Annotated in this window: 16 protein-coding genes; 9 read left to right on the top strand and 7 right to left on the bottom strand. The window is 39.7% G+C overall.

The window, feature by feature from the left end; genetic code table 11:
* The first annotated feature begins 33 nt into the window (after positions 1-33).
* From folA to I6F45_RS09605, 4 genes are all read left to right on the top strand, one after another.
* Positions 34-525 carry a type 3 dihydrofolate reductase gene (gene folA / locus I6F45_RS09590; RefSeq protein ID WP_197119675.1) on the top strand — a complete coding sequence of 164 codons (492 nt, stop codon included), beginning with the start codon at positions 34-36 and terminating at the stop codon, positions 523-525.
* A 78-nt stretch (positions 526-603) separates the two neighbouring features.
* A complete protein-coding gene (locus I6F45_RS09595) occupies positions 604-981 on the top strand; it encodes a DUF3718 domain-containing protein (RefSeq protein WP_007586082.1) in 378 nt (125 codons plus the stop codon).
* A 296-nt stretch (positions 982-1,277) separates the two neighbouring features.
* The gene (gene galU, locus I6F45_RS09600; protein WP_165727154.1) at positions 1,278-2,162 is read left to right on the top strand and encodes a UTP--glucose-1-phosphate uridylyltransferase GalU; all 885 of its coding nucleotides are present in this window, start codon (positions 1,278-1,280) and stop codon (positions 2,160-2,162) included.
* A 188-nt stretch (positions 2,163-2,350) separates the two neighbouring features.
* A complete protein-coding gene (locus tag I6F45_RS09605; RefSeq protein ID WP_007586078.1) occupies positions 2,351-2,824 on the top strand; it encodes a peroxiredoxin in 474 nt (157 codons plus the stop codon).
* 104 nt (positions 2,825-2,928) lie between these two features.
* Here I6F45_RS09605 and I6F45_RS09610 read toward each other — a convergent pair whose 3' ends face one another.
* Positions 2,929-5,055, bottom strand: a complete 2,127-nt coding sequence (locus tag I6F45_RS09610) for a S8 family peptidase (RefSeq protein WP_165740665.1) — start codon at positions 5,053-5,055, stop codon at positions 2,929-2,931.
* A gap of 329 nt (positions 5,056-5,384) precedes the next feature.
* On the opposite strand from I6F45_RS09610, the gene I6F45_RS09615 reads away from it, so the two are divergent.
* Entirely contained in the window at positions 5,385-6,569 is a 1,185-nt protein-coding gene (locus tag I6F45_RS09615; RefSeq protein WP_165740666.1) for an NAD(P)/FAD-dependent oxidoreductase, read from the top strand.
* 197 nt (positions 6,570-6,766) lie between these two features.
* Here I6F45_RS09615 and I6F45_RS09620 read toward each other — a convergent pair whose 3' ends face one another.
* The 5 genes from I6F45_RS09620 to I6F45_RS09640 all read right to left on the bottom strand — a co-directional run bounded on the left by I6F45_RS09620 (position 6,767) and on the right by I6F45_RS09640 (position 11,774).
* Positions 6,767-7,846 (bottom strand): DUF4238 domain-containing protein, encoded by a 1,080-nt coding sequence (locus I6F45_RS09620; protein ID WP_024608050.1) that lies wholly within the window; start codon positions 7,844-7,846, stop codon positions 6,767-6,769.
* Between the two features lie 45 nt (positions 7,847-7,891).
* Positions 7,892-8,173, bottom strand: a complete 282-nt coding sequence (locus tag I6F45_RS09625; protein WP_133120271.1) for a hypothetical protein — start codon at positions 8,171-8,173, stop codon at positions 7,892-7,894.
* 109 nt (positions 8,174-8,282) lie between these two features.
* Positions 8,283-9,482, bottom strand: coding sequence for an AGE family epimerase/isomerase (locus I6F45_RS09630; RefSeq protein WP_197160341.1), 1,200 nt, complete (start codon positions 9,480-9,482; stop codon positions 8,283-8,285).
* Positions 9,479-10,456, bottom strand: coding sequence for a carbohydrate kinase family protein (locus I6F45_RS09635; RefSeq protein WP_197160343.1), 978 nt, complete (start codon positions 10,454-10,456; stop codon positions 9,479-9,481). Before I6F45_RS09635 ends, I6F45_RS09630 begins: the two co-directional genes overlap by 4 nt.
* Before the next feature lie 16 nt (positions 10,457-10,472).
* Complete coding sequence (locus tag I6F45_RS09640; RefSeq protein WP_166419669.1) at positions 10,473-11,774, bottom strand: MGH1-like glycoside hydrolase domain-containing protein; 1,302 nt, start codon at positions 11,772-11,774, stop codon at positions 10,473-10,475.
* Positions 11,775-11,970: 196 nt separating this feature from the next.
* On the opposite strand from I6F45_RS09640, the gene I6F45_RS21575 reads away from it, so the two are divergent.
* The 4 genes from I6F45_RS21575 to I6F45_RS09660 all read left to right on the top strand — a co-directional run bounded on the left by I6F45_RS21575 (position 11,971) and on the right by I6F45_RS09660 (position 18,673).
* Entirely contained in the window at positions 11,971-14,412 is a 2,442-nt protein-coding gene (locus I6F45_RS21575) for a TonB-dependent receptor (RefSeq protein ID WP_197160345.1), read from the top strand.
* Between the two features lie 196 nt (positions 14,413-14,608).
* Positions 14,609-16,189, top strand: a complete 1,581-nt coding sequence (locus I6F45_RS09650) for a sodium:solute symporter (RefSeq protein ID WP_197160346.1) — start codon at positions 14,609-14,611, stop codon at positions 16,187-16,189.
* 10 nt (positions 16,190-16,199) lie between these two features.
* Positions 16,200-17,441, top strand: a complete 1,242-nt coding sequence (locus tag I6F45_RS09655) for a glycerate kinase type-2 family protein (RefSeq protein ID WP_197160348.1) — start codon at positions 16,200-16,202, stop codon at positions 17,439-17,441.
* 74 nt (positions 17,442-17,515) lie between these two features.
* On the top strand, positions 17,516-18,673 hold the full coding sequence (locus I6F45_RS09660; protein WP_197160351.1) for an ROK family transcriptional regulator: 1,158 nt from the start codon (positions 17,516-17,518) through the stop codon (positions 18,671-18,673).
* A gap of 238 nt (positions 18,674-18,911) precedes the next feature.
* Here I6F45_RS09660 and I6F45_RS09665 read toward each other — a convergent pair whose 3' ends face one another.
* A complete protein-coding gene (locus tag I6F45_RS09665; RefSeq protein ID WP_197160353.1) occupies positions 18,912-21,680 on the bottom strand; it encodes a S9 family peptidase in 2,769 nt (922 codons plus the stop codon).
* Between the last annotated feature and the right edge of the window lie 220 nt (positions 21,681-21,900).

Below are 21,900 nucleotides of genomic sequence, written 5' to 3' on the forward strand. Positions count from 1 at the left end.
CTTTGTTTAAGAATAAAGTACTAGGTGTTTATTATGATAATTTCAATGATTGCAGCAATGGCAAATAACCGTGTAATTGGCCTAGATAATAAAATGCCATGGCATTTACCTGCGGATCTTCAGCATTTTAAAAAAATAACTACGGGTAAACCTGTGATCATGGGTCGTAAAACTTTTGAGTCAATAGGCCGTCCTTTACCTGGGCGTCGTAATATTATTATTACTCGAAACAGCGAATATACTGCACAGGGTATTGAAGTGGTAACCACACCAGAGGCCGCACTAGAACTGGTTTGTGCTGTTGAAGAAGTAATGATTATTGGTGGCGGTAATATTTATGAGCAATTTTTACCAAAAGCAGAACGCTTGTATTTAACCTTTATTGATTTAGATATTAAAGGCGATACACAGTTTCCTGATTACAATAAAGTTGCTAATTGGGGCGTGAAAGAAGAGCAAGAAAACCTCCCTGATGAAAAAAACAAATCTAGTTATAAATTCGTAACTTTGTATAAAGAACATTAACATTATTGCGTAATTTTTGATAGATTGATATAATATTTGATAGTCTATATAAGAACAAAGTATTATAAAGGGTTTGTCATGTTTAAATTACCAAAGCTAGTTGCACTTACTGCTGTTGTCGCTGTAAGTTCTTTTTCGTATACAGCACCTGCAAATGCTGAAGATCAATTAGCAGTATCTATTTGTGAATATATTGCGGCAGACGATAAAAACCGATTACGCAGCAAGCTTAAAAGCTCTCGTGTAAAAATTCGTAATATTTATGATGCAGTACAATGTAATGGTAATAACTTATTACGCCATGCTGTTGCTAGTAATGCAGTGGATACTGGTGAGTATATAGTTAAAAACTTATCAAAAAGTGCGTTAACAGATGGTGCTGATATTGCTTGGGCTGAAGGCAACTTTGCTAGCTCACCACTTATTGCAGTGATTAAAGATCGCGCTGGTCTTTAATTATAAAAAGGTTTTATAACTCTACCTTCAGTAAGGTATTGTTAAATATTGATTAGTCTGAAGTTGTTATTAATAACAATCTCAGGCTTTTTTATTTAGCTAATGTAATCTCACCCCCCCCCAACAAAATCATTAATAAGTTCACTATTTACCTATCTATTTTATATTCCCAAAGTGTAGAGTCTTCACTTTAAAAGCAGCTTCAAATTTACTCCTTCAAAAGAGGTAACTTTATTCAGCTGGTATCTATTTTGTATCTGCTAGTTTATTTACAAACTTAATCACTAAGGATAGATATGAAAGCTGTAATTCCAGTAGCAGGCTTAGGGACGAGAATGCTCCCTATGACAAAAGCTATTCCAAAAGAAATGCTCCCTATAGTTGATAAACCTCTAATTCAATATATTGTCAGCGAATGTGTATCTGCCGGTATTAAAGATATTGTATTAGTTACACACAGCTCTAAAAATGCAATCGAAAACCATTTTGATACAAGTTACGAGCTAGAAGCTACTCTTGAAAAACGTGTTAAACGTGCTTTATTAGATGAGATTCGCTCTATTTGTCCGCCTGATGTCACCATTATGAGTGTACGCCAAGGTGAAGCTAAAGGGCTAGGGCATGCTATTTTGTGTGCTAAGCCAATAGTTGGTGACGATAACTTTGTAGTGCTCCTGCCAGATGTGATACTTGATGCTTATACAGCGGACCAAAAAACTGAAAACTTAGCGGCCATGATTAAACGCTTTAAAGAAACTCAAGCAAGTCAAATAATGCTTGAGCCAGTAGCTAAAGAAGACATTAGTAAATATGGTATTGCTGATATAAACGGTGTTGAGTTAATGCCAGGTAAAAGTGCTGCAATTAAAGCAATGGTTGAAAAACCTGATGCAGATTTAGCACCTTCAAATCTTGCTGTTGTAGGGCGATATGTACTGAGTAAGAATATTTGGCCTCTACTTGCAAAAACGTCTGTAGGTGCTGGCGGTGAAATACAACTTACAGATTCTATTGACGCATTAATGGCACAAGAAACTGTTGAAGCATTCCATATGAGTGGTCGCTCTCACGATTGCGGAGATAAGTTAGGCTATTTAAAAGCAATTGTCGAGTACAGCATGCGGGATAAAAAGTTAGGTAATGACTTTTCTCGCTTTATAAACGATTTGAATTTACCTTAACTACAGAGCAATAAATTTTATGAAAACTATAGAAGCTAAAATAGTTTTCATAAAATGTAGTGAACGCGGTCTATAAACCTTTGCTAGACTACTCTGGGTTACTAAGTTAGTTACACTTTACCTACACTGTAATAGGTTACGTAGTATGATTGTTACTTATTCTGTATTGATCTTTTAAAGGAACCACCATGATTGAGCAAGGCCAAGAATTACCATCGGTTACGTTAACGCAATTAACTGACGACGGTATGCAATCTCTTACAAACAAAGAGTTGTTTGAAGGTAAAAAAGTCGTGTTATTTGCAGTGCCAGGTGCATTTACACCAACGTGTTCAAATGCACATCTACCTGAATTTATTACTCTTGCTGATAAAATTAAAGCAAAAGGTGTTGATGCTATTTACTGTGTATCTGTTAATGACGCATTTGTTATGAAAGCATGGGGCGACTCGCAAAACGCGCAAGAAATTACAATGCTTGCTGATGGCGATGGAAGTTTCACTAAATCGTTAGGGCTTGATAAAGATACCGCTAGTTTTGGTGGTTTACGTTCAACGCGTTACGCTATGATTGTTGAAAATGCAGTAGTAACTGGTTTATTTGTAGAGCAAGACAAAGAGTTTGTTGTAAGCCGTGCAGAATCAGTACTAGAGAAGCTATAACAGTAATAAAATGTAGGTTTTAGCTTTAATTAATCAGCTACTTACTATTTAAAAACCGATGTTGGAAACAACATCGGTTTTTTATTTACGGCTCAAATTTTAAATTACGGTTGGTATTGTCCGCTAAGTGTTAAACCAGAGAAAGTGCTATAGGCGTTAACGCTTAAGTGCCAAGTACCTGCTTGTGGATTGGTAAATGTACATGTTTCTGCGTTGCCATTTTTATAAGGGCGACAATCGTACGTAGTGGTTGTTGGTTGGCTGCCATATTTTACAAATAAGTCTGCATCGCCACTTCCACCCGACGTTGTTACTGTAAACGTACTCATTCCTGCAGGTACATCTAACGTGTAATGTTTCCACTGACCAGTATTGGCTGTCACATCGCTTATAGTGCCGCCGCCTGCTTGTGGAGTGCCTGTACCGCCACCAGACGATGAACCACCAGTAATATTACCTACCAAGCTCACAGCTGAATACGCAGAGTAGCCGTTAAGCATTACGTGGTAAGTTCCCGCAGTAGGGTTATCAATAGAACACTCTTCGCTATTACCGCCTTTATAAGGGCGACAGTCATAGGTAGTAGTTGTAGGTTTACTGCCCGCACGTACGTATAAATCAGCATCACCAGTACCACCACTCATAGTGAATGTTACGTTAGTTGCACCGCTTGGTACGGTCATAGTGTAAAACGCTTGTGCATTTGCAGCCCCACTTAAACCTGTTTTAGCTTCACCATTAATAAGCTCGCTATCACCGCCTGTAGGCGGAGTAGTGCCGCCACTTGCAGCTGCAACAGCTGCGGCTGCATCAACAATACCCGTACCACAGCTAGTACATGTAGCAGGGAACGAACGGGTTGTTGATTTTAAAATACTTTCTATTTCGTCAGGCGTTGCATCTGGTTTTGCTTGCTTAATAAGTGCCGCAACACCTGCTACGTGAGGCGCAGCCATTGATGTACCTTGCGAATAACCGTAGCTGTCGCTTGAAGGTGTAGACGAACCTGAGTTATAAGTTGATAGAACACCCTCGGAGTCGTTTGCAAAACTTTGCGCGCCACCCGGTGCTGCAACATCAATATTGCTACCGTAGTTTGAGTAATAAGCTCGACCGCCATTACGACCTACTGATGCTACGTTTACTACACCATTACAGTTACCTGGGTTGTAGTTTGCGGAGTTATCGTTATCGTTACCTGCAGCAATAACTACCACAGTGCCGTTACTACGCGCGGTGTTAATTGCATTTTGAGTTGTAGAGCTACATGAACCGCTGCCACCTAAACTCATATTTATTACATCTGCAGGGTTTGAGTTAGCAGGAATGCCTGAAACACTTCCGCCAGATGCCCAAATAATACCATCTGCAATATCAGAGGTTAAACCACCACACTTACCAAGTACACGAACAGGCACTACTTTTGCGTTATAAGCTACGCCTGCAACACCTTCACCGTTATTGGTTACCGCAGCAACTGTGCCGGCTACGTGCGTGCCGTGCCAGCTAGAGTTTTGTGCACCGTTAGTGCCACATTCATTCGCAGCAACTGCATCACCAGGATCACGTGCATCGCTATCGCGACCACCGCCATCGTTAGCTACCGATAGGTTAGAGATCATATCGTAACCCGGTAAAATGTTAGCATTTAAATCGGCATGTGGGCGGTAACCCGTATCTAGTACAGCTACAACTACACCGCTACCCGTTGCGGTATCCCATGCAGTAGGTAAGTTTAAACCACCGGCTTGCTCGTAGTAGTGCCATTGGTCATCAAAGCGTGGATCGTTAGGAGTTGAAAACGGCTTTAATATTTGATCCACTTCAATGTATTCAACATTGCCTGAATCAACCATTTCTTGCATAAACTCTTGGGCCTCTGCCGCACTTAATTTTTTATCAGCACGCATTACGTGGTGGTTATTAAGTGCCATTGCACGAATATATTTTGCTTTTACTTTGCCTTTTTTAGAAGCGAAGTTTTTAACAAAGCTCTGTGCGCGCTTTTTCATGCTAGACGGGTTTGCGTCAGCAGTTGAAAAGCTCGCCATTTCGTTATTATTTTTATATTTAATAATGAACTGAGTTTCGAAACTGCCTTGGCTTTGTAGTTTAGCCGATGTTTCAGCCATTGAACTTGAAACTGATTGAGCCATGCCAGATGTTGCTGCAAAAAGCGTACTAACTGTAATTGCAATTGCGCATCTTTTAAAAGTTTTACTAGTTGTCATAATTATCCCTAGATTTTTATTTATTATTTCGTGATATAAGATCACGATGCGGGAACAAAAGTAAACGATCTGTTAACTAGGTTAAAATATCAATTTATTATGTACCTCTTTCATTTAGTTATAACCCAGGTTTTTAGCGGTTTACTCGTTGTTTAGTATTTGTCATATAAATTAAAAATAAGCATAAAGGGTTGTTTTATTGTGGGGGGTAATTATTCCCTACTTATTACTGATGCGTTTTTGTTGTGTTATTACTAATAATTCAAATGCTGCGTTGTTAGCTATTAAACTTTGCTATAATCGAGCAAATTTTTTAATGAGATAAATAAATGACCCAAGTAGATGTAATTGTAATAGGTGCGGGAGCAGCAGGATTAATGTGTGCAGCGCAAGCTGGATACCGTGGCCGAAGCGTTACAGTACTTGATATGGGGAAAAAACCAGGTCGTAAAATTTTAATAAGTGGTGGTGGGCGTTGCAATTTTACAAATGAAAATGCAACCCCGGATAACTACTTATGCACAAACTCTCATTTTGTTAAATCATGCTTAAGTCGCTATACACAGCATGACTTTATTGAGCTGGTGGACAGGCATGGCTTGGCGTATCACCATAAAACACTAGGCCAGCTTTTTTGCGATAACAATGCACAAGACATTGTTGATATTTTACTAACCGAATGTGAGTGGGCCGGAGTAAATATAAAGCTACGCAGTGAAGTGATCAGCGTATCAAAAACCGAAACCGGCTATAGCGTTACCACAGAGCAAGAAACCTTAATCTGTGAGTCGTTAGTTATTGCATCGGGTGGCTTAACTATGCCAAAACTAGGGGCTACACCAATAGGTTATAAAATTGCAGAGCAGTTTGGCTTATGCGTGTTACCAACCATGGCAGCACTTGTACCATTTACTTTGCATCAGCATGATAAAGAGCGTTTTGAAGGGCTCTCGGGAATTAGTATCCCTTGTGAAGTTTCAAGCGAAGACGGCACTGTATTTAAAGAAAATATCCTCTTTACTCACCGAGGGTTATCGGGCCCTGCAATATTGCAAATAAGCTCATTTTGGCGAGCAGGGCAGGCTGTAACTATAAACCTATTACCTGAAATTAATTTAAAGCAGCAACTTGCTGATTGGCGTGAAACACAAGCCCAAAAGTCGTTAAAAAACAGCCTTGCGACTATTTTACCTAAACGCTTTATAGAAATACTGCACGAAAGCAAAGCGATACCAGATTGTAATATTAATCAGCTTACACATGCTCAAATAGATGAGTTAGTAAATTATATTCATGCGTGGCAAATAAAGCCTAATGGGACCGAGGGCTATCGTACTGCTGAGGTAACTTTGGGCGGTGTAGATACCGACGAGTTGAGCTCAAAAACCTTTGAAGCTAAAAAAGCTAAAGGCCTATACTTTATAGGCGAAGTAACTGACGTAACGGGTTGGTTAGGGGGCTACAATTTCCAGTATGCGTGGAGCTGTGGATTTGCTTGTGGGCAGTACGCTTAGGTTGTGTAGAGACAATAAAGTTTGTAACCTTGGGGTGATCGCTTCACCCCTTAACCTTGGTAAAAAATATTATTTAAAATATGATTGAAAGTTAACCACTTGAATTTAATGTATTTTATTCCTTAAAAATAAAGTCATAATTTAAGTCATAAAAGCAATAAAATAGCGATTGAAAAACAAGCAAATAAGTCATATTTTTATTCTTTTTTTGACCTCATTTCTTTAATGAATTGTTCATGTTTAGCTAATTCTTCAGGTATTCGATCATAACAGGTTATATCCTGACTTTTTTTCTTGTTTTTAACTTTGCAAAATGACAACCATCTATCAAAAATATAAGATTTACGCCAGAGGGTGATTTTACTTTTAGCTTCCCTTCCAATAATTGTGGGAGCTATGGCTTTTACTGTATTACTATAAATGCTATTCGCTGGAAACTTATCGCTCATTTTTTTAACATAGTTTGAGTCATCTGTAGACCTAAAAACAATAAATGAGCCTCGACTCCTAAATTGAAGTTCATTTAGCAGATGTATATCTGGTAAGTTTTCAATTATGGTACAGGAACTATTTTTAGCTCCCATTTTATAGATCTTACTATCATATAAACATAAGGTAATAGTGCTTGATATTGGTAAGAAAACTTGCAATCCACATTTAGACAAACCACTGATATCTATTGAGTGTAAGTTACGAAGATACCAGTTGTAATGAACCACAGGATGATCTGATATCACAAACTCAGTGGCTGTTTCATTAATTAGTATGTGCCACTCTAAATCTAAGAGAAGAGGCACTTTGAGCGCTGCTTCCAGTGTTTGCAGTTGAAGAAAATATTTTGGGTTATCAAAAGAAACTTTTATACCGTCTAGAGCTTCTTTATCAAAACCATTTAATTGACCTAATTGATTTATTAATTCATTAAAATAATTGTCAATATTATCTAGCGAGGAAGAATATGCATTTGGTGTACGGCTTAATTGAACTAAAATAAACCGAAGAAGGTCTACTCGCCCTTCAAAATCCAATTGTCCATCAACTTCCCTTGTAATTATTTTTAAAGCCTGAGCGCCTGGCCCTTCAATATAATCACGCAAAAAATTTTCGATCGTGTTGTCTTTATCATAGAAGTTATTCTCGAATAGTTCAGCTCCAACATTAGATGGCCGTAACTTATTCCTAGTTGAATCGAATATATTAATAGCACCATCGTTATAGCTAAAGTTTTTAAGTAAACACCTGGGTACGAAGTGCTGCTTCCTTGTTATCTTTTTCATTTATATTTTCCCTACAATGTAGCGGCAATTATTAATAACCTCTAGCTATTTAATGCTAACGATCTTAGGTTTTGATTCTCGTAATAATCTAATTCTATCTTCTATATCTAGAAAATTCATCATCGCAGTTAACAGCATTGTTTGCTCTGCATATGCTTCATCTAGCCTTTGATTAGCAACATCTAACTCATGTCGGTATTTATCTTTTAGCCTTTTTTCTTTTGATTTATCTTCTTTAATTCTCTCCAAGTCAGTGCTAACAGAGCGTTTACGAGCCTTACCAGTTTTTTTAGCCTGAGTTTGTTTCTCTGATGAGATTGCATCCAAAACCTCAAGATACAAGTGGTACAGTGATTTTGGCCACCCATTAAGAAAAAAACCGCCAAACTGGCGGTTAAAAGGTCTACACAATACTGTAAAAGTTATAACTACATAGTTACTTTAATAGTTCGAGCACATCAAAGCAGGCACCCATAGTGTGGTAATCAGTTTTACCAATAGGGCTTTTCTCGGTATCCATTTTTTTGTTATCTACGGTTAAAATTCTAAACCAAGCACCGTATTTATGATCAACTAAATGCTGCCATGAATACTGCCAAATTTTGTCGTACCATTGCTGGTATTTTTCATCACCTGTTGCTTGATAAAGATAGGCAGCACAACACAGAGTTTCGGCTTGAACCCAAAAGTATTTATCGTCATCGCAAATAGTTTTATCAGGTGCAAAGCCGTAGCAAATACCGCCGTGCTTTTTATCCCATGCTACATCTATTGAGTTATCAAATAATGCTTGAGCGCGTTCAATAAGCCATTTTTGTGGCTTATGCTTATTTAAAAACATAAGCAGTTTTGACCACTCTGTTTGATGACCAGGCTGAAAGCCCCACGGGCGAAATAAATTTTTAGGATCGTCTTTGTTGTACTCTAAATCGACTTGCCAATTTATATCGTAGTGCTCCCAAATCAATCCGCCCATTAAATTAGCTTGGCGATTAACCATGTTGTCGGCAAGGGTAAGCGCACGGTTTAAAAATATCTCGTCTTTTGTTGCTTCATAAGCAGCAATAAGTGCTTCGCAGGTGTGCATGTTGGCGTTTTGGCCACGGTATGAATCGCACTTTGTGAAGTCGCTGTTGTGCTGATCTTTATATAACCCTGCTTTTGCATCCCAAAAATGTGTTTCCATTGTTTGAAATGTATCGTTGAGGTATTCACGCGCCTCTGTAACGCCCACACGGTATGCCCAGCTGTACGCTAAAATAACAAACGCAAAACCATAACAATGGTTAGTGTTATCAAGCACGGTAGCTTGGCCGTTTTCAACTTTTAATAACCAGTTGTAGCCGCCAGTTTGCTCAACAAGATGATGCTTACGAATAAACTCAATACCCGATTTAACACGGGTAAGGTATTTTTCGTCATTAAAGGTTTGATACGCGCGTGCATAGTTAAATACAAAACGAGTAGAGCTTACTAAATGGCGCGTTTGTTTATCAAACACCTCACCATTATCAGAAAAGTTTTGGTAAAAACCACCGTGTTCGTCGTCAATATTTGGCTCGTAAAACGCTAAGGTGTCGCTAATGTGCTGCGTTAAAAACTCATGGCTTTTAAAGTTATCAGGTGTACTTTTCATAGTTCGCTCCTAAAATCGTGTAGAGACTTTTGGTTAGGTAAGGAGTTAAATGCCCCTTTGTAAGATGCGGCGTGGGCACCGCATAACGAAGCAAATTCAAAAATAGTATTTAGCTTTGAATTATTTTCACAAAGCGTACTAAAGCTCACAGGTGTAAGTGCTTGTAAGCCTAGCTGATATAATAGGCCACCTACAAAGGCATCGCCGGCGGCGGTAGCATCAACCATAGTTACTTTTTTAGGGATAAGCATTTGTTTGCCGTGTTTAGTAAACCAATACATTGGGTTACTTGCATCTGTGACTACAAATAGCTCACAGCCGTTAATCAGTGTTTGGGTAATAAACTCATCGCTCGATTGCTCACCCGCAAGGTATTCAAGCTCTTCTTTTGAGGCTTTAATAATTGAGCAGTCTTTTAATAATGGTAAAATATGTTCGCGAGGGTTAGCATCGCTTGGCCATAAATTAAGGCGCAAGTTAATATCAAAGCTCACAATTGAGTTATTTTTTTTTGCAAATTTAACACCGTAAGCGGTGGTGTTTCTGATGTTTTCGTCGGTTAACGTGTTTGAGCAAATATGAAAAATATCGCATTGATCAAACCATTCGCTACTAAAGTCATTATTACTAAAGTGCAGATCGGCGGTGTTATCACGATAAAACTCAAACGTACGATCGCCGTCGTTATCAAGTGACACAAACGCAAGCGCCGTTTTAGCATGATCAGTAAAGCGCATAAAGTCGGTTTTTACACCTTGCTCTTTTAATGCGTTATGTAAAAAGTCGCCAAAGCTATCAGTGCTTAGCATTCCTGCAAAGTAGGCATTACCGCCTAGCTTTGCAATAGCTACGCTTACGTTTGCAGGCGCACCGCCTGCAAACTTTGTAAACGCTTCGTGTTCGTTGCTGTTTTGGCTCAATTTATTTGAAAGTAAATCAACCAGTACTTCACCAAAGCATATTGTGTGTTTCATGATGTTGCCTTAGTTGTTAGTCAAGTAGCCAATGTAATGCTATTGCAGCTGTCCACGAGAAATCTTTACCACCACAGCCTGCGCCTGTTTCTGGGTTAAAGTATTCGTAGTAGCCCGACTTAACAACGAGGTTGCGCGTATCATCTTGAATTTTTTCAGCCGTTGTTACACAGCCGGCTTCTTTAAGGCCTGTGGCTATCATCCAGTTAATGTGTAACCAAATAGGGCCGCGCCAGTAGCGTTGTGGCTCGTATTTTTCTTCTTTAGGGTGGGTAGAAGCCACACTAAATTGGCTCGACTCAATAAAATCTTCAGTGGCTGTATTAATTATTTTAGTTTGCTCATCGCTTGTTAAGCCTGCATATACAGTTAATAGCGCGGCTGATGTTTTAACTTTCGCTAAGCTGTTAGTTAATACATCACGACAATAAAAATACTGACTTTGCTCACACCATAAAGTGTTTATGGCTTGTTCTGTTTTTTGTAAACGCTGTGCTAAGTAATCAGTGCGGGCATCGTTTAAACCAAGTTGTTCACCCATTTTGAGTAAATCTTTGGTTGCACGGTGCAAAATAGCAATAATACCTAGGTCATTCATTTTGTACGGGCTGGTTTCGTAAATTACTTTACTGTCAAAGTTGTTACGTTTAAAAAAGTCTACAAGGTATAAAAAGCGGTCGTATTCACTTTTATGTGGACGTTGAGAAGAGTCTACATGGCTTGTATCACGGCGCGTATATTCCCAATCCACACATGGCACAGCTTGAAGAGCGTCATCCCATGATGGGCTGTTATCCATGCCCGACTCCCACGGGTGGTATGTCACTACTAAACCAGTACTTTCAGGATCTCGGTCGTTGTACCACCATAAATGATAGTCAACTACTTGTGAAAATAACGCTTTAACTTTTTGTTCTGCAAGTGTTTTGTCTTTCGCACTGGCAAGCATCTCCTTCATTACAGTAGCAACTACTGGCGGCTGTGAAATAGAGGTACTTTTGATTTTTTTATCTGATCCCCATACGTCAGGACCTGGAAAATAAGTATCTGAATCTTTATGAAACAAGATGTGCGGCACCATGCCGTCATCCCATTGGCCTGAAAATAACACATCAATTTCTTGCCATGCGCGGCTTTCGTCAGACTTCATCCAACCTAGCGCTGTAATGGCTGAGTCCCAGTTCCACTGAAACGGGTATAGGCCATGTGTTGGTACTGTATAGCCACCTAAGTCGTTTGCTATAAGTGTTTTAGTAGCAAGGTCTGCAAGCGATGAAGCCGTTGCTGAGTCAATTTTACCGCTGTTTATAGTAGTCATATTGGGTGCTCTTTGTGTGTTATTTTCGATTTGGACAATATTAAAGCACTCATTATGGGTTGTAAATGTTTTTTTTCTGTGCTTAAATCCTGTTCGAAGTAACAAAAAACTAACATGTTCACTTGATTATTTCGGCTTTACTTAGCCACACTCTAAGTAAATACACACAGACAACTAGCACAAATGGAGAATACCCGTGAATAAAACTACGATCGCCTCTATTGTATCTTTATGCCTTGCACAGGGCGCTTATGCAGCAGAAGAAACTGCACCAGATACAGCAAAAAAAGCTAACAACGTTGAGCGTATTATCGTCTCTGGTACCAGTAAAGGGCGTGTTATTTCAGACACTCCACAATCAGTAACATCTATTAGCGAAGACGAGCTGGTAAAGCTTTCTTCAAGTAGCCAAGCAGATGTGCTTCGCTATATTCCGGGTATTAAAGTAGAAGGCGGTGGCGGTGAAGTCGCTACTAACCTACAAGTAAGAGGCTTACCTTCATCGGGTCAGTTTCAATTTACGCCGCTGTCTTATGATGGTTCACCTACACTGAGTGTTTTTGGTTTGAACTCATCGGCGTTTGATGTGTATTACCGTAACGATCTGGGTATTGAACGCGTAGAGTTTGTGCGTGGTGGTGTATCTAATTTATTTGGCCAAGGCTCTGTGGCCGGCATTATTAACTATATTTCTAAAACGGGCAGTGACGATCCGCAAAGTACCGTACAAATGGAGCTTTCTGATCAAGGGCGTACACGCTTAGATTTTGCTACGAGCGGTCCACTTAATGAAGACGGCTTATATTACGCACTATCTGGTTTTTACCGTTACGACAAGGGCCCGTTAGATACAGGCCTTGAGACTAAAGGTACTCAGTTACGTGGTAATATTCGTAAAGAATTTGATGATGGCTCTGGCTCATTTACGGTTTACGGACAGTACATTGACGACCAAGCTCAGTTTTATTTACCTATTCCACTTGATGGCGAAAGCCGTGAGCGCTTAATCGGTAACGATGGTCGTGAAGTAGAATCACTGCAAACAGCGCAAGTATCTAACTTAACGTACGATACGGCAAATGGTCGTTATGAATCGCCAATCAGCGATGGTGTAGTCACTAAAGGTGGCTCTGTTTCAGTGGTATTTGAAAAAGAACTCGCTAACGATTTTGCTATCAACATGCGCAGTAAATACGCTAAATACCAACACGAATTTAATTTATTTTTAGATGGCGACGGTATTATTAATGTACCTGAAAGCCAAGACGACTTTTTAGCTAACCGTGGCTTAGGTGATGCAAGCGGCGCTGAGTTTTCTTATGTTAATTCAGGTATCGCACTTGCAAGCGATGACTTACTATTTGCTAACCGCATTTTAGACCGCGACCGCCCAGCTGAAGATTTTTCTGCAGAATTTAATATCATCAAAAGTATTTATGTAGGTGATTTTAGCCATGATATTACAGTTGGTACATTTTTCTCTCACAGTGAAGCCGACGACGATAACGTTATTACGACTTACTTAGGTGAATTTAATAATAACCCTCGCTTAATTGACTTAACGTATACCGATGTTAATGGCGACGAGATTCAATACACACAAAATGGCATTAGTGGGCCAGGTATTTCTTATACTAACCAAACCATTAGCGCTACCCGCCGTGCACTTTATATAGCGGATCAAATGGAAAGTGACGATTGGATTTTTGACTTTGGTGTTCGCTACGAAGAAATTGAAGGCAAAATTAGCCGCGAAGGCAGCCAAGTTGTACAAATAAATAATGACCCATCACTCGCATCTAACTTACAAGTAAACACAACCGGTAGTGGTGTAATGACCTACGGTGAAGTAGATACGTCTGAATTTGCTGTATCGGGTGCGGCGTTATATCGCTTAACAGATAACTTAAATGTATATGCCAATGCATCTCGCGGGTTTTTCTTCCCAGAAATTAGAGGTATTCAGTTTAATGACTTAGGCGAGCCTGCCAGCTACGAAGCCGAAATTGTAGAGCAGGGCGAACTAGGTGTTAAGTTTTTTGATAACGACTTTAGCGGCAGTGTTGCGTTATTTAGAACTGACTTAAAAGATAGACGCAGCGTAGACTTTGTAAACGATGGTAATGGTGGCGTATTAGAGCTGCCAGTTATGCAGTCAACTAAAGCAACCGGTGTTGAGCTTACAGGTCGTTACGATATTACCGATGAGTGGGCTGTTGATGCCAACATGACCTACACCGATCACGAATTTACTGAATTTGATTCAGACCCTTCTATTATTGGTAACGAGTTACGTCGTAAACCAAAAATACTATTCAATACATCTATAAGCTATACCACAGATGACTGGGATGCTTCTATTTATCATAACTTTACAGGTAAAAACTTTGCTAACGATGCAAACTCTGTAGAACTTGATTCATTCCATTTATTTAGATTTGATGCAGGTTATAACTGGCAAGTTGCACCAGAGCAAACAGTCCGCTTAAGCGTTGGGGTATTTAACCTGTTTGATTCTGACGGTGTTACTGAAGGTTCGCCACGTTTAGGCAATAGCCAAACGGCAGATAATCCATACTTTGTAGGTCGCCCGATTCTCCCACGACGCGTTACTTTAAGAGTTAAATACGACTTTTAAATAAATGCTTTATGCCTATTAACTCACTTTGGGGTTAATAGGTTTTTTGCATTGTGATGCATTTTTCAGCTAAGTTAGCTACAGGTTTATCTTTTTGACTAGGCTCGTTTATTAAAAAGATAAGGGCAGGTAGCCATTTGGTATTTTATTTTTGAAAAGGCGCAGTGTTTTCATATTGTGAATACGCGAATTAATTATGAATATATTAGATTTTTCAATAGTTGCTCTTTATCTTGGTGCCTTATTGGTAATGGGATTTATGCTACGCGAACAAACCAATAAAAATGATTACTTTTTAGGGGGTAAAAGCTTAGGTTGGAAACCTTTGGCTTTGTCGGTAATGGCCACTCAGCTTTCGGCTATTAGTTTTATTTCGGCTCCTGCATTTGTTGGTTTGCGTAAAGGTGGTGGTATGCAATGGCTCTCGTATGAGCTGGGTGTTCCGCTGGCGATGATTTTAATTTTAGCAACTATTTTACCCAAGCTTTATAAAAGCGGCATTGTTAGTATTTACGATTATTTAGAGATGCGCTTTGGCCGCTCAACTCGTGTACTTATTAGTGTGGTGTTTCAATTTAGTCGTGCGTTTGCCACCGGTATTATGATTTACGCGGTATCGCTTATTCTACAAGGCACCATGGGAATAGAAGCATGGCAAGCTATTGTACTAACGGGTGTTATAACTGTTTTATATTCACTGCAAGGTGGGATGAAAGCCGTAGTATATGGTGATGCGATTCAAATGATCATCATTGTGTTGGGGACTATTGCTTGTATAGGGTTTGGGCTTTATCACTTAGGTGGCGTTGACTCGTTTATTAGTAATGTTGACTCGAGCCGATTAGAAGCGATTAAGTTTGATTCATTTGGTTTTAGCGGTGACGGCTTTGGCTTTTTACCGATGATTTTTGGTGGTGTGGTACTTTATGCCTCTTACTACGGGTGTGACCAAACGCAAGCGCAACGTGCGCTCAGTGCAAAAGATCCTAAAAACCTACGCTACATGATTTTAGCAAATGGCGTAGTGCGCTTCCCAATTACCATTTTATATTGTGTGTCGGGTTTAATTGTTGGCACACTGGCAATGAGTAACCCTGAATTTTTAGCAAAAATTCCAGCAGATAACCCTGATTGGATGATGCCTATATTTATTTTAGATTACCTACCGCATGGCTTAATTGGTTTGTTAGTTGTTGCTATTTTGTCGGCAGCGATGTCGTCACTAAGCTCTGCGATTAATTCACTTTCGGCCGTAAGTATTGAAGACTACAGCCGTATATCTAACAAAGAGCTCGACCAACCATCTTACTTAAAGTTAGCTAAATACTTAGGTTTAGCATGGGGCGCAATTACCTTAGTACTATCACTTTTTGCTGGCGATATTGCACCAACCATTATTGAAGCGATTAACAAGGTAGGTTCGTTATTTTATGGCCCAATACTGGCGGTATTTTTAGTTGCTGTACTAAGTAAACGCAGTGCTGCATTGCATGCCAATATTGGCTTAATTAGTGGTGTATTAATTAACTTGTTGGTGTCGGTATTTGCGCCTGATATTTTCTGGTTTTGGTGGAATTTTATCGGTTTTGTAAGCGCTACTGTGATTATTTATGTTACGAGTCGTTTAATTCCACGAGAAGTAAACGAAGTAACAAAAGTACAAAATGCCGAGACAGTATCAAACTCAATTTTAACTGGCAAAGATATCGTTATGCTACTTAGCATGTTTATAGTGATGATATTAATTTGTTTAGCTATTCCTTCAATTTTTTCGTGAGCTGTGACTAATGGATTCTAAAAAGTCGTTTTTAATTGATTTATTTACCACTGCGGTAAATGCCTGTAAACCGAGTGCTTGCATGAGTAAGTATTTAGAAAATATAGATGCAAGCAAAGGGTTGTGTGTAGTGGGGGCGGGTAAAGCCGCCGCTGAAATGGCCGCCGAAGTTAATCGCTTTTATGGTGATAAATGTTTTGGCGCAGTGGTAACGCGTTATGGCTACGAAAGTAGCGGCGATACTGGGCGAATTAAAGTGCTTAGTGCAAACCACCCAACACCAGACGATAACAGCTTAGCTGCTGGCAAAGAGTTATTGGAGCTTGTAAGAAATAATCCAGCTGATATTCCTATTTTGTTTATTATTTCGGGGGGCGGTTCGTCGTTGATGTGCCTACCTGTTGATGATGTGCCTTTTTCACAAAAGCAAAAGCTTAATCAGTTTTTACTTAGAAGTGGTGCAAGCGTTGATGAAATAAATGTAGTACGTAAGCAGTTGTCACTTGTTAAAGGCGGTAAGTTAGCGCAGGCCGCTAAGTCGGATTACGTTACGCTCATTATTTCAGATGTAGTAGGGGACAAACCAAGTGATATAGCATCAGGCCCTACCATTAGCGATGGCAGTACTAAAGCCGATGCACTGGCTATTTTACAAAAGTACAATTGGCCGGTAATTGCAGAGGTTGAAGCGCATTTATTAAAACCAGAGCAAGAACGAGTTGCTGATACCGTGGGTGAGTACTTTATTGTTGCAAATGCACAGCATGCTATTGATAGCGCTATAAGTGTTGCACAACATCAAGGTTGGGAAACCCAGGTACTAGGGTATGATATTCAAGGCGAGGCTAAAGAAGTTGCAAAGCAACATGCGGCTATCGCTCTTGAGCAAAAAGCCCAAGGCAAGCGCGTTATGTTGTTCTCAGGTGGCGAGCTTACAGTAACCGTTGCTGATGTTTATGGCGATGGCGGGCCCAATCAGGAATACTTAATGGCGTTGGCTGAGGCACTTAATGGCGAAGCGGGTATTTACGCACTTGCTTGTGATACAGATGGTGTAGATGGTAGTAAAGATGTAGCGGGTGCTTACATAAATAGCACAACGGTTACACGGGCACAAAGCGCAGGAGAGAGCCTTCAAGCGCAATTAGAAGGACATAATAGCCATCAGTTTTTTAAAGCAATTGATGATTTAATTATTACTGGGCCAACTAACACAAATGTGAACGATTTTAGAGTGATAGTGATTGAGTAGGCGCAGTTTTCCCACTTGTTCTTTATAATGGTTTCACGTAATCTTGTGCTCCAATTTTGTTAGGGTTAATACCTATGTTTTCGTTAAACAACAGTAACTTATTACGCTCTGGTTTTGAGCTTGGAAAAGGCGAAAAGCTATTTCAAGATATTGAGCGCGATATTATAAAAGTGGTGTTTTGGGAAAAGTGCGTAACTCAAAGTCATATTGTGAGCGCAACTCGTATTCCACAGCAAACTGTGTCGCGTTTACTTAAGTCGTTAACCCAGCACGGTGTAATTGTACAAAGCGATACGCTTATTCCTAATAAAAAAGGTAAGCCGGGGTTTGGCATTGCCCTTAACCCCGATTACGGATTTACCTTTGGCTTAGCTATTTTACTTGATGCTATTTCGCTTGCTGTAATGGATTTTACGGGAAAGGTGGTTTACACCCATATGCAGCTAATGTCGGATATGAGCATTAATAATGTGCTTAAATGTGCACAAAAGCTGGTGGAAGAAATAAGCGCTGAGCGTGACATTCCAAGTGAAAAAGTACTGGGAGTGGGCGTGGGTATCTCTGGCTTTTTTAGCTCAATGGATGGGAAAATGAATACCCACCATATGCTAGAAGAGTGGTCGCAGGTTGATATTATCGATATTGTGTCGCAGCATTTTCAACTCCCTACTTGGGTTGTTAACGATGCTACAGGCGCAGCCGCAGGTGAAGGTGTTGCTGGTATTGGTCGTGAATATAAAAACTTTGTTTATATGTTTGTGTCGGCCGCATTTGGTGGTGGTATTGTAAATAATGGCGACGTACTGCGCGGTACATACGGAAACGCAGGTGAGCTTGGCGACATGCTACCGCCTAAATTATATGCCCACCCTAATCTTGAATTACTAAAACGTATTTTGAAAAAAAATGGCGTAGCGGTTACTTCTATTTACGACCTGCATGACAACTTTGACCCCGATTGGCCAGGTGTTGAAGAGTGGCTGTTTAAAGTTCAAGACTCATTTGATTTAGTGGCAACCTGTTGCTCTGCATTATTAGATGCTGAGGCGATTATTATTGGTGGCCATATTCCAAAAGAGTTGGCTGAAAAGGTTATTGCACGAACTGAGGTTTATGCACAATTTAGACGTGGCGCTAAACGCCCTATGCCAAAGCTGGTGGTATCTAATATTGATAATTTTCCGGTATCAATTGGCGCAGCCACATTGCCATTTAGAGAGTTGTGTTTGTAGCTTAATACCAATCCGCAATAATACTTAATCATTTTGCGGGGCTAAACGTGTCGCTACCTGCGTTAAAAAATTCTCATTTAGAACAACTAAATATCGAATTTTTTGCCTAGCTATCAACACGTTTTTCCAGCCTCAAAATAGCTTATTTAATTAAGCGAATTGGTATAAGAAATACAAATTTTAAAAACAAAAAAGCCGATATTGTTTTATGCAATATCGGCTTTTGTGTGTGGGTTATTTACTCTTCAACGAATGCCTCGCCTTGTGTCATCCACTTTGCAGCTGGTTTGCCTTTTAAGTAATGAGCAAAGTACTGCATCATACGTACTGAAAAATCGACCTGATTAGGAAACTTTTTCAAGTGGTGTGGTTCACCTTCGTATTGTAAAAATGTAGCATCTTTTCCTGCACGGCGCAGAGCTAAGTAATACTGCACACTTTCATGCCAAGGCACTGCATCGTCTTTGTCGCCAGACATTATTAAGATAGGCGTATTAACTTTGTCTGCAAAAAACACCGGTGAGTTTTCTATATAAAGTTCTGGTGCTTCAAATAAGTTTTTGCCAATACGGCTTTGTCCTGTTTCGTATTGAAATTGACGAGCAAGGCCCGATTTTAAACGTATGCCACTGTAAGCACTTGTCATGTTTGATACTGGTGCGCCAGATACAACCGCTTTAAACATATCTGTTTGGGTTATCATAAACGCACTTTGATAGCCCGCCCAAGAGTGACCTTGTAAGCCTATTTTATCTGGGTCGGCTATGCCTAAATCTATTAATTTTTGGGTGGCGTTTATCATGGTTTGCGTTGACGATTTACCCGGGTGACCTATTTCAAAACGAATATCAGGTAAAAATACCGCATAACCGTTTGAGGTAAACATAGGAAAATTAGGGCGATGGTTTAATTCCATTTTTGGAAAATCAAACATACGCTGGCTCATGTAACGGTAAAAATACACAACCACAGGTACTTTATCGCCTTTTTTATAGCCCGCTGGTTTTATTAGTACGCCTTGTAAGTCTTCGCCATCAAAACCTTTATAGCTTATCAGCTCTGGCTTTTCGCCCCACGCAAAATTATTAATTTGTGGGTTTAGCGTGGTCACTTGTTTTGGTGCGCTAAAGCTAAAATCAGTTTGGTAGTAATCAGGAAATTGGCTATAAGTTTGCGAGGTGAATAAGTACTTGTCAGCCTTTTTGGCTTTTTTAACCATATCAAAGCGTTTATTACCGCTAAGCACGTTAGTTATTGTGTTAGTGGTTAAGTCGAGCTTTGCAACTTCGCTTTGTTTAGTTTGTAAGTTAATAGCAGAGACAAGTAATGTATCGCCTTTTTTAAAGCTCACTTGGGTTTTATCAAGCTTAATAACACGGTACTGCGTATTACTTTGCTTACCATTAGTTAGGCGTTTAGCAAGCTGCGTTTTTACGTCAAATGCCCAAATATCGTATTTACTATAAGCAAGCACTTGGCTGCTGTCGGTCATCCAACCAGCAAAACCATAACCAGGTTGAGTAGATGGGTAGTCGTGTTTATCATCAGCAAAGGTTGCCTGAATCGCTTTTGTAAGCGGTGTTACTTTATTATTTTTTAAATCTTTTAGCTGTATTTGGCTATCGCTAAAATAAGCTGCAAATTCACCATTTGGTGCAAGGCTTGGCCTAAACGAGTAGTTACTAATAATGGAAGTTTGTTTACCGGTGTTTATATTTACTGCAAAGTAATCAGCAAAAAAACCGCCGTACATTATTTTTTCTAGGTAGGGGATGTTAGATGAGCCAAGTAAAGACACATCTCGCTCAGGGTTTAGTGCAACCTCAGGCATATTAGTGGTACTTAGCTGTACCACTTTTTGCGAGTTAACGTGATATACCGCGCTGTAATGGCGGTTTTTATTAATTTCGTTCCATTGCTGTTCTTCACGCGGTTTTATTTGCGCATCGTTGTTGTGCCATACATCTAAACCTTTGTGTTCACGAATGGTGTCAAAATCGTATAGTGAGGCTTCGTCGGTATATTCTTTGGCTTTTACTTTAGCTGCTAATTTTGGATGGTTTTCAAAATATAAGCGCTCGCCATTTTCTGACCATTTAAGGGATGCTGTTTTACCTAGGGTCCATGTTTTATCAGGTGAGGCTATTGTTGAAAGTTTATCGTTTTTATATAGCTGTAAACTGTAGCTTCGACGGCGCGTGTCATCATTTACATAGTTACCTAATGTAAACGCTGCAATATTGTCAGTTGGGTGCCATGCTATTTTATTTGCGATTGCGCCCGGTTCATCAATTAATACGCTGCTATTAAAGTCACTTAGCTCAATTAACGCTATTTGGTTGTTATTACCATCGCTGTAACTTTGACTCACTAATAGCTGGCTGTTGGCTGAGTTAATCGCGTAGCTAAATACGTTTTCTATTGTATGGGTGCGTTTATCAGATAAATTTACGATAACAAGCGCATAGCTCTTATCTTTTTTATCGGGCGTGATAGCGTTGTCTACTTCGTTTTTAGCGCTATCGGTTTTATCTTCTACTTTTGCGTCATCGTCTTTTTTATTTAAACGATAAGCAAGCCACATACCGTCATCAGATACCGTGTAATCTTTTACATCAGCAAAGTTTTGTTGGGCACCTGATTGCGTGTTTACGAGTACCAGATTGTTTTTAAGTGTGTCTTTTTTTTTGGTTATTTCTTTTTCAAGTAAGGTAGGCACTTGTGTAAAAGCGACCCAGTTAGCGGCTTTATTAATATGAGGCTTAGTGCCGCGCTCTACTTCTGCGATGAGAGTATTGCTTTGTAGTGAGTAAACTTGGCCAGTTGCATTTCCACGATACGGCGTTGCACTAAAAGTGAGTACTTGACCATTGTCAGATAGTTGCGTGCTTTTAGCTGATTTAAAACTAAAAACATCTTTAAATTGTAGCGATTCTTTGGCGTGTATGCCGGTGCTAGTTAAGCTGGCAACGAGTGCCGCGCTTAATAAGGTGAGTTTTGTTTTCATTATTGATTCTCGTATTATGACATTGTTTCATTGTAACGAGTTTGGCTCACAATTCGAGCGGATCAGATAAATGGCAGCTACATACGACAAAACGACCCGTAGGTTAACACCATTCAGTTAAGCATGCTTTGACTTAATGGTGTACCGAGTTTTTGAAATTCGAACGGTCCTACTTTTGGGCCGTTTTCTTTTTTCTGGAAGAATATAACGTTTCACTCGT

The sequence above is a fragment of the Pseudoalteromonas sp. SWYJZ19 genome (assembly GCF_015864375.1).
GTDB lineage: Bacteria > Pseudomonadota > Gammaproteobacteria > Enterobacterales > Alteromonadaceae > Pseudoalteromonas > Pseudoalteromonas arctica.

Coding starts and splice junctions, on each gene's coding strand:
- folA (WP_197119675.1), top strand. CDS start 34: ATGATAATTTCAATGATTGCAGCAATGGCAAATAACCGTGTAATTGGC.
- I6F45_RS09595 (WP_007586082.1), top strand. CDS start 604: ATGTTTAAATTACCAAAGCTAGTTGCACTTACTGCTGTTGTCGCTGTA.
- galU (WP_165727154.1), top strand. CDS start 1,278: ATGAAAGCTGTAATTCCAGTAGCAGGCTTAGGGACGAGAATGCTCCCT.
- I6F45_RS09605 (WP_007586078.1), top strand. CDS start 2,351: ATGATTGAGCAAGGCCAAGAATTACCATCGGTTACGTTAACGCAATTA.
- I6F45_RS09610 (WP_165740665.1), bottom strand. CDS start 5,055: ATGACAACTAGTAAAACTTTTAAAAGATGCGCAATTGCAATTACAGTT.
- I6F45_RS09615 (WP_165740666.1), top strand. CDS start 5,385: ATGACCCAAGTAGATGTAATTGTAATAGGTGCGGGAGCAGCAGGATTA.
- I6F45_RS09620 (WP_024608050.1), bottom strand. CDS start 7,846: ATGAAAAAGATAACAAGGAAGCAGCACTTCGTACCCAGGTGTTTACTT.
- I6F45_RS09630 (WP_197160341.1), bottom strand. CDS start 9,482: ATGAAAAGTACACCTGATAACTTTAAAAGCCATGAGTTTTTAACGCAG.
- I6F45_RS09635 (WP_197160343.1), bottom strand. CDS start 10,456: ATGAAACACACAATATGCTTTGGTGAAGTACTGGTTGATTTACTTTCA.
- I6F45_RS09640 (WP_166419669.1), bottom strand. CDS start 11,774: ATGACTACTATAAACAGCGGTAAAATTGACTCAGCAACGGCTTCATCG.
- I6F45_RS09650 (WP_197160346.1), top strand. CDS start 14,609: ATGAATATATTAGATTTTTCAATAGTTGCTCTTTATCTTGGTGCCTTA.
- I6F45_RS09655 (WP_197160348.1), top strand. CDS start 16,200: ATGGATTCTAAAAAGTCGTTTTTAATTGATTTATTTACCACTGCGGTA.
- I6F45_RS09660 (WP_197160351.1), top strand. CDS start 17,516: ATGTTTTCGTTAAACAACAGTAACTTATTACGCTCTGGTTTTGAGCTT.
- I6F45_RS09665 (WP_197160353.1), bottom strand. CDS start 21,680: ATGAAAACAAAACTCACCTTATTAAGCGCGGCACTCGTTGCCAGCTTA.